At 59.9% G+C, this 7,715-nt stretch carries 7 protein-coding genes; 5 read left to right on the forward strand and 2 right to left on the reverse strand.

Annotated features, from left to right (window positions below; translation table 11 throughout):
* Window positions 1–103: 103 nt before the first annotated feature.
* A complete protein-coding gene (serA, locus tag BT119_RS25345; RefSeq protein WP_002555754.1) occupies window positions 104–1,333 on the reverse strand; it encodes a phosphoglycerate dehydrogenase in 1,230 nt (409 codons plus the stop codon).
* Between the two features lie 160 nt (window positions 1,334–1,493).
* On the opposite strand from serA, the gene BT119_RS25350 reads away from it, so the two are divergent.
* The 4 genes from BT119_RS25350 (at window position 1,494) to BT119_RS25365 (ending at window position 5,779) form a co-directional block, all read left to right on the forward strand.
* Window positions 1,494–2,888, forward strand: a complete 1,395-nt coding sequence (locus BT119_RS25350) for an FAD-binding oxidoreductase (protein ID WP_003372145.1) — start codon at window positions 1,494–1,496, stop codon at window positions 2,886–2,888.
* Window positions 2,889–2,954: 66 nt separating this feature from the next.
* Entirely contained in the window at window positions 2,955–3,620 is a 666-nt protein-coding gene (locus tag BT119_RS25355) for a fumarylacetoacetate hydrolase family protein (protein ID WP_002555752.1), read from the forward strand.
* A 182-nt stretch (window positions 3,621–3,802) separates the two neighbouring features.
* A complete protein-coding gene (locus BT119_RS25360; protein WP_003372142.1) occupies window positions 3,803–4,747 on the forward strand; it encodes an SdiA-regulated domain-containing protein in 945 nt (314 codons plus the stop codon).
* 126 nt (window positions 4,748–4,873) lie between these two features.
* Complete coding sequence (locus BT119_RS25365) at window positions 4,874–5,779, forward strand: SdiA-regulated domain-containing protein (protein WP_175550609.1); 906 nt, start codon at window positions 4,874–4,876, stop codon at window positions 5,777–5,779.
* A 45-nt stretch (window positions 5,780–5,824) separates the two neighbouring features.
* On the opposite strand, the gene rpiA is transcribed toward BT119_RS25365, so the two are convergent.
* Window positions 5,825–6,496 carry a ribose-5-phosphate isomerase RpiA gene (gene rpiA / locus BT119_RS25370; RefSeq protein ID WP_003343875.1) on the reverse strand — a complete coding sequence of 224 codons (672 nt, stop codon included), beginning with the start codon at window positions 6,494–6,496 and terminating at the stop codon, window positions 5,825–5,827.
* Window positions 6,497–6,656: 160 nt separating this feature from the next.
* Here rpiA and ilvA point away from each other — a divergent pair.
* Window positions 6,657–7,715 (forward strand): threonine ammonia-lyase, biosynthetic (ilvA, locus tag BT119_RS25375; RefSeq protein WP_072367108.1); only part of this gene is annotated, 1,059 nt, incomplete at its 3' end.

Below are 7,715 nucleotides of genomic sequence, written 5' to 3' on the forward strand. Positions count from 1 at the left end.
TGGGTATGCAGTTCCGGACGCTCTGCGTCCTGTCTTGAGTGGGGCGGTGTAGCGCGGGGAATTACAGGATGCGTGCCCACACGGGGTGGGCACGGCGCTCGGATCAGAACAAAACGCGGCTGCGGATGGTGCCTTTGATCTGTTGCAGCTTGGCCTGGGCAAGGTCGGAGTATTCGGCGTCGACGTCGATGACCACGTAGCCGACTTTCTCGTTGGTCTGCAGGAACTGACCGGAGATATTGATACCGTTTTCGGCGAAGACCTTGTTGATCTCGCTGAGCACGCCCGGGATGTTTTCGTGGATGTGCAGCAGGCGGTGCTTGCCCGGGTGCGCAGGCAGGGCCACTTCCGGGAAGTTGACCGAGGACACCGACGTACCGTTGTCGCTGTACTTGACCAGCTTTTCCGCCACCTCGAGACCGATGTTGGCCTGCGCTTCGGCTGTGGAACCACCGATGTGCGGCGTCAGGATCACGTTGTCCAGACCGCGCAGCGGGCTTTCGAAGATGTCGTCGTTCGAGCGCGGCTCGACCGGGAACACGTCGATGGCGGCGCCGATCAGGTGCTTGTCCTTGATAGCGTCAGCCAGTGCGTCCAGCTCGACCACCGTGCCACGCGCGGCGTTGATCAGGATGCTGCCCTTCTTCATCGCGCGGATTTCTTTTTCGCCGATCATCCACTGGGTTTCCGAGGTTTCCGGAACGTGCAGGGTGACGATATCGGACATGCCCAGCAGCTCGTTCAGGCTCGACACCTGAGTGGCGTTGCCCAGCGGCAGTTTGGTCAGCGTGTCGTAGAAGTACACCTGCATGCCCAGACCTTCAGCCAGCACCGACAGCTGCGTACCGATCGAGCCGTAACCGATGATGCCCAGCTTCTTGCCACGGATCTCGAAGGAGTTGGCCGCGCTCTTGATCCAGCCGCCACGGTGGCAGGAAGCGTTCTTCTCGGGGATACCGCGCAGCAGCAGGATGGCTTCGGCCAATACCAGTTCGGCGACCGAACGGGTATTGGAGTAGGGCGCATTGAACACTGCGATACCGCGCTCGCGCGCCGCGTTCAGGTCAACCTGGTTGGTGCCGATGCAGAAGCAGCCGACCGCAACCAGTTTCTTGGCGCAATCGAACAGCTCTTCGGTCAACTGAGTACGGGAGCGGATACCAATGAAATGGGCGTCGGCGATCTTTTCTTTCAGTTCGGCTTCCGGCAGAGACTTGGTGTGGTACTCGATGCTGGTGTAACCGGCTGCCTTGAGGACGTCGACAGCGGATTGGTGGACGCCTTCGAGAAGAAGGAACTTGATCTTGCTCTTGTCGAGGGAAGTCTTGCTCATCTGCGTAAACCTGTGTCCCGAAGAAAATTGGCAGGGGGTGGCCGGATCGGCTCTGGGCACGACTCGCGGGGGGCGTATGCTAGCATATGAGCCCCGCGAAACCTCATCCCGAACGTGAACCGTTCTCAGGATGCCCATGAATCGTTCGAGAGTTGATTCAATGACCGATCGCGTTTTGATTGATGAGCTGCAGACCCTGGTTGACCCCGGCAAGGTACTCACCGATGCCGGTTCTCTGGAAACTTACGGCAAGGACTGGACCAAGCAGTTCACTCCTGCGCCACTGGCCATCGTATTCCCCAAGACCACCGAACAGGTGCAGGCCATCGTACGCTGGGCCAATGAGCGGCTCGTGGCGCTGGTGCCTTCGGGTGGACGCACCGGGCTTTCGGCGGCCGCGGTGGCTGCCAACGGTGAAGTGGTCGTCTCGTTCGATTACATGAACCAGGTGCTGGATCTGAATCTCACCGACCGCACGGCGGTCTGTCAGCCTGGCGTGATCACCCGGCAATTACAGGCGCTGGCTGAAGAGAGCGGCCTTTATTATCCGGTCGACTTCGCTTCTTCGGGCTCCAGCCAGATCGGCGGCAATATCGGCACCAATGCGGGCGGTATCAAGGTCATTCGCTACGGCATGACGCGCAATTGGGTCGCCGGCCTCAAGGTGGTCACCGGCAAGGGCGACCTGCTGGAGCTGAACAAGGACCTGATCAAGAACGCTACCGGCTACGATTTGCGCCAGTTGTTCATCGGTGCCGAAGGTACGCTGGGCTTTGTCGTCGAAGCGACCATGCGCCTCGACCGTGCGCCGAAGAACCTCACCGCGATGGTGCTGGGCACCTCGGACTTCAACTCGATCATGCCGGTGCTGCATGCCTTTCACGGCAAGCTCGACCTGACCGCCTTCGAATTCTTCTCGGACAAATCCTTTGCCCGGGTCATGGCGCGCGGTGATGTGCCGTCGCCTTTCGACACGCCATGCCCGTTCTACGTGTTGCTGGAGTTCGAAGCGACCACCGACGACCTGGCCGATCAGGCCCTGGCGACCTTCGAGCACTGCGTCGAGCAGGGTTGGGTGCTGGACGGCGTGATGAGCCAGAGCGAACAGCAATTACGCAACCTGTGGAAGCTGCGCGAGTACATCTCCGAAACCATCTCGCACTTCACACCGTACAAAAACGATATCTCGGTCACTGTCTCGAAAGTGCCGGAGTTTCTGGCTGAAATCGACGCGATCGTTGCCGAACACTACCCAGACTTCGAAGTGCTCTGGTACGGCCACATTGGCGACGGCAACCTGCACCTGAACATCCTGAAGCCCGAGGGCCTCGACAAGGACGAGTTCTTCGTCAAATGTGCCCGGGTCAACAAGTGGGTATTCGAGACCGTCGAAAAGTACAACGGCTCGATTTCGGCCGAGCATGGCGTCGGGATGACCAAACGTGACTATTTAACGTACAGTCGCTCGCCGGTCGAAATCGAATACATGAAGGCGTTGAAAGCGGTGTTCGATCCCAACGGGATCATGAATCCCGGCAAAATCTTCGCCGTTTGATCCGTCGCAACCATTTGATCCGTCGCAACAATAAGCAGGCTGCCTCTTACAGCCTCAGGAGACGTCATGAGCTACCAGCACAAATATGTCGATGGCACCAACATTCACTTCCCGCTGGGTAAAGTGGTCTGTATCGGGCGTAACTACGCCGAACACGCCAAGGAACTGGGCAACGCGGTGCCTACCGAGCCGCTGCTGTTCATGAAACCCGGCAGCGCGGTGGTTGCGCTGGAGGGTGGCTTCACTATCCCGGCAGACCGCGGTTCGGTGCATTACGAAGCCGAGATCGTGGTGTTGATCGGCAAGCCCCTGAGCAAGAATCCTTCGCGCGAAGAAGTGCTGGACGCGATCAGCGGCTTTGCGCCCGGCCTGGACCTGACGTTGCGTGATGTCCAGTCGCGTCTGCGTGAGAAAGGCCTGCCGTGGGAGCTGGCCAAGTGTTTCGACGGCGCTGCGGTGATTCCGCCGTTCGTGCCCGCCGAGACCTTCCCTGATCTGGAGGACATCGGTATCCGCCTGACCCTCAATGGCAAGGTGGTTCAAGACGGCAACAGCAACATGATGCTCAACCCGATCGTGCCGATGATCCAGCACATGGCAGCCAACTTCTCGCTGCAGGCCGGCGACCTGATCATGACCGGCACGCCTGCCGGTGTCGGGCCGTTCGAAGCCGGCGACCAGATCGCGCTGGAACTGGTCGGGCAGACGCCGTTCGAGAGCGTCGTCAGGTAATCCGACAGCATCTTCAAGCTGCACCCAAAGCCACGCGGGATCACTCCCGGGTGGCTTTTGTCTGTGGAGTGACTGATAGTTCCGCCGATTTTGCGTTTTTTTCACACCTGTTCTGGATAATCCGGCCGTCCCTGCAAGGGCACCACGTCGTCATGAAGTCTCATTTGCTCAGGAACACATGAATGGCCAGTACTGCCGCAACGCCGCCTCGTAACAAAAAACGCTTCGCTTACTTACGCAACATGCGCTGGTACTCGTGGTTGTTGGTGGTTGCCTTGCTGGGCTATGGGCTGGCCTTCATCATGCATTGGGATGATCGCGCGCTGCTCTGGTTTCAGGAGCGGTTCGAGAGCAAGGCAGGTCGTCACGCCAGTATCTGGCTGCCGGACTACCATGTGGATATCGACGCAAAGGTGCTGCCGGGCATGGAAAAGGACGAGGCGTCCGACCTGTCCTATAACCCGGTCACCAAAACGCTGTTTGCGGTCATGGGCAAAAATGCGTTTCTGGTGGAGTTGACGCTCACGGGCGATGTACTGCGCAAGATCCCGCTGGTGGGCTGGAGCAATCCGGAAGGTGTCGCCGTCATGAACGATGGCCTGATTGCGATCACTGATGAGCGCCAACACAAGTTGACCATCGTTAAAGTGAACGCCGACACCACCACCCTGAACATCGCGGATTTCCCCCAGTACGAACTGGGCAAGTCTGCCAACCAGAACAAGGGCTTCGAAGGTATCGCCTGGGACCCACAGCGTCAGCAGCTGATACTGGGCGAGGAGCGACCTCCCGCGCTGTACACCTGGAAAAGTGATGGCAGTGACGTGCTGAAAGGCGACAAGCAACCGCTGTCTAGTCGCTCGCTGGACATGCGCAATCTGTCGTCATTGAGCATCGACCCCCGCACCGGCCACATGCTCGCGCTGTCTGCCGATTCGCACTTGTTGCTGGAAGTCGACGAGCAAGGCGAGCAGGTAAGCTTCATGACCCTGCTGGGCGGCATGAACGGTTTGAAGGACACAATTCCGCGCGCAGAAGGCGTGGCCCTTGATGAGGCCGGTACGCTGTACATGGTCAGCGAACCGAACCTGTTCTATTCGTTTCACCGGGCGCTTCACAAGCACTGAGCCAGGACGGCAACTACACAGGTCGCCGATACACATTCGGCAAAAATATAGCACCATGCCATTAAGCTTGCTTTCAGGATGGCATGGTATCAATCCCGTCCGCTCAATCTGCCCGAGTCACCCTTCATGCGTCGCTCTACTCGCTCTTTAGTCCTGCTTCTGGCCCTTGTACCCCTGATCGTTGTGTTCGTGATCGCCAATCAGCGATACCGCTATGTTGAAAGTGCCCTGTTCGACTGGCAGGTGTTCTGGCAGTCCGACTCGCTTCAGTCCATTGGCCTGGATCAGTACCGCGTCGTCACCGAAGCACAGGTGATCGACGGGCTGCAGGATGATGTCTCGGGCCTGAGCTACGACCCGGACCGCAAGAGCCTGTTTACGGTGACCAACCAGAACCCCGAACTGGTCGAGCTGGGCCTGGACGGTCGTGTGCTGCGGCGCATTCCGCTGGTCGGGTTCGGTGATGCCGAGGCTGTCGAATACATCAGCCCGGGCACTTATGTGATCAGCGATGAGCGCCGGCTCCGGCTGATTCAGATTCACGTCGATGACAACACCAAAAGTCTGGACGCCGCCCAGGCAGAACAATTGACGCTGGGCATCACCGCCAGTGGCAACAAGGGCTATGAAGGGCTGGCCTATGATTCGGTCGGCAAGCGCCTGTTTGTCGCCCGCGAGCGTGATCCGGTGCAGATCATCGAAGTGCGCGGCTTTCCCAGGACCAACTCCGAGGCTCCCGGCAATCTGCAGGTCATCTCCAACAGCAAGCGCGACGGCCGACTGTCGGTTCGTGACCTCTCCAGCCTGCAATTCGATGAAACCAGCGGCCATTTGCTGGCGTTGTCCGATGAGTCGAAGCGCATTCTTGAACTCGACACCAGCGGTCATCCGATTGGCAGCGGCTCGTTGGCAAAAGGGGCGATGGGGCTGAGCAAGGACGTGCCGCAGGCTGAAGGGATGGCTATGGACGCAGAGGGCGCGTTGTATCTGGTGAGCGAGCCGAACCTGTTTTACGTGTTCCGCAAGCCTTGAGCCTGTGAGGGTCATGCCCACCTTGCGTGGGCACGACCGGTTTTATCAGCGCGTCAGGGTTTTCACGCCTTCGGTGGTGCCCAGCAGCAACAGGTCGGCCGGACGGGCGGCGAACAGGCCATTGGTGACCACGCCGACGATGGCGTTGATCTGAGCTTCCAGTTCCACCGGATTGGTGATGCTCATGTTGTGCACATCAATGATGATATTGCCGTTGTCGGTTAGAACACCTTCGCGATAAACCGGGTCGCCGCCCAGTTTCACCAGTTGTCGCGCAACGTGGCTGCGGGCCATCGGAATGACTTCGACCGGCAGCGGGAACGCGCCCAGTACCGGCACCAGCTTGCTGCCGTCGGCGATGCAGATGAAGGTCTTGGCCACGGCCGCGACGATTTTCTCGCGAGTCAGTGCCGCGCCGCCGCCCTTGATCAGGTTCAGGTGCTCGTCGCTTTCGTCGGCTCCGTCGACATAGAACTCCAGGTCGCTGACCGTGTTCAGCTCGTAGACCGGAATGCCATGCGCCTTCAGGCGCGCCGCAGTGGCTTGCGAGCTGGCGACGGCGCCGTCAAAGGCGGCCTTGTGCTTTGCCAGTGCGTCGATGAAGCAATTGGCTGTGGAGCCGGTGCCGACGCCCACAATGCTTTTGTCATCGAGCTTCGGAAGGATGAAGTCGACAGCTGCCTGAGCGACTGCCTGTTTGAGTTGATCCTGGGTCATGCGGGCTCCACGGTGCCTGATGTAGGTAGAAGAGGGGGATGCAAAAAGGCCCGCATTATAGCGGCGACTGCGCCGCAAAGCCCTGTCATTCGTATGGTCGTCTTTCGGTGTGCAGAGTAGACTTCCCGACCTTGCCCGCTTCGTCAGTGATGCCACCCCGATGCTTGAACAGTACGTCAAGAAAATCCTCACCTCCCGCGTCTACGACGTTGCCATCGAAACGCCGCTGCAAGGCGCTCGCCAGCTGTCCGAACGGCTGGGCAATCAGGTGCTGCTCAAGCGCGAAGACCTGCAGCCGGTGTTCTCGTTCAAGATTCGCGGCGCGTACAACAAGCTCGCGCAATTGCCCGCAGAGCAGACTGCACGGGGCGTGGTGACGGCATCGGCGGGTAATCATGCCCAGGGCCTGGCGCTGGCGGCACGCGAGTTGGGGATCAAAGCGACCATCGTCATGCCGCGCACCACGCCGGAGATCAAGGTCGAAGGTGTGCGCTCGCGGGGTGCCACCGTGGTGCTGCACGGCGATTCCTTCCCGGAAGCGCTGGCCTACTCGCTGAAGCTGGTCGATGAGCAGGGCTTCGTCTACATCCATCCGTATGACGACCCCGACACCATCGCCGGGCAAGGCACTGTGGCGATGGAGATTCTTCGTCAGCAACCGGGCCAGCTGGATGCGATCTTTGTTCCGGTCGGGGGCGGCGGTCTGATTGCCGGTATCGCGGCGTATGTGAAATACCTGCGCCCGGAGATCAGGGTGATCGGCGTCGAGCCGGACGACTCCAACTGCCTGCAAGCGGCGATGGCCGCCGGGGAGCGCGTGGTGCTGAGCCAGGTCGGACTGTTTGCCGATGGCGTGGCAGTGGCGCAGATCGGCCACCACACCTTCGAAGTGTGCCGCCATTATGTCGATGAAGTGATCACCGTCAGCACCGACGAGATCTGCGCGGCGATCAAGGACATCTACGACGACACCCGTTCGATCACCGAGCCCTCCGGCGCGCTGGGCGTGGCCGGGATCAAGAAATATGTCGAGCAGCGCGGCGTCAGCGGCCAGACGCTGGTGGCGATTGATTCAGGGGCCAACGTCAACTTCGACCGCTTGCGTCACGTGGCCGAGCGCGCCGAACTGGGCGAAGGCCGCGAGGCGATCATTGCGGTGACCATCCCCGAACAACCGGGCAGCTTCAAGGCGTTCTGCGAGGCCATCGGCAAACGGCAG

Source organism: Pseudomonas sp. NFACC10-1 (assembly GCF_900119195.1).
GTDB classification, from domain to species: Bacteria; Pseudomonadota; Gammaproteobacteria; order Pseudomonadales; family Pseudomonadaceae; genus Aquipseudomonas; species Aquipseudomonas cerasi.